2 protein-coding genes are annotated in these 518 nt (G+C 62.7%); both read left to right on the plus strand.

Features of this window, described 5'->3' with window-relative positions; translation table 11 throughout:
• Positions 1-279: DUF7609 family protein (locus AC4PR2_RS29615; RefSeq protein ID WP_492176141.1), on the plus strand; the 279-nt coding region annotated here is incomplete at its 5' end.
• A 3-nt stretch (positions 280-282) separates the two neighbouring features.
• Positions 283-518 (plus strand): Rpn family recombination-promoting nuclease/putative transposase (locus AC4PR2_RS29620; RefSeq protein WP_492176059.1); only part of this gene is annotated, 236 nt, incomplete at its 3' end.

Below are 518 nucleotides of genomic sequence, written 5' to 3' on the forward strand. Positions count from 1 at the left end.
GACACCGGCACCGAAGAGTTTGCCCACGTGGTGGCCATGCTGGTGCTGCTCGAGCCCGGCATGTCCTACACCCATTCAGTGGCCCTCTCTCCCGACTATGGTGCCGGCCAAATCGTCCAGGACGTCAACAGCCTCAAAAAGCGCGCCCGCCGCCTGCTGGTGCCGGCCATGCACGAAGCCGCCAAACGGTCAGGCCAGGTCTACAACATCGAGAGCAGCCTGGTGCTCTACCCGTCAGGTCGCCTGTTCGCCCAGGCCATCGTCACCCGCAGCAGGTAAGTCATGAGCAAACCCACCGCCTCCCCACACGATGCCGTGTTCAAGGCGTTCCTCACCCACCCGGAGACCGCCCGCGACTTCCTGCAGCTGCACCTGCCGTCAAACCTGCTCAAGGTCTGCAACCTTGACACTCTGAAGCTCGAATCCGGCTCCTTTATCGAAGATGACCTGCGCGCCTGCTACTCGGACGTGCTCTACTCTCTCGATACGGCCCGCGGGGACGGGTACGTCTATTGCCT

The organism is Serratia sp. A07, assembly GCF_058725505.1.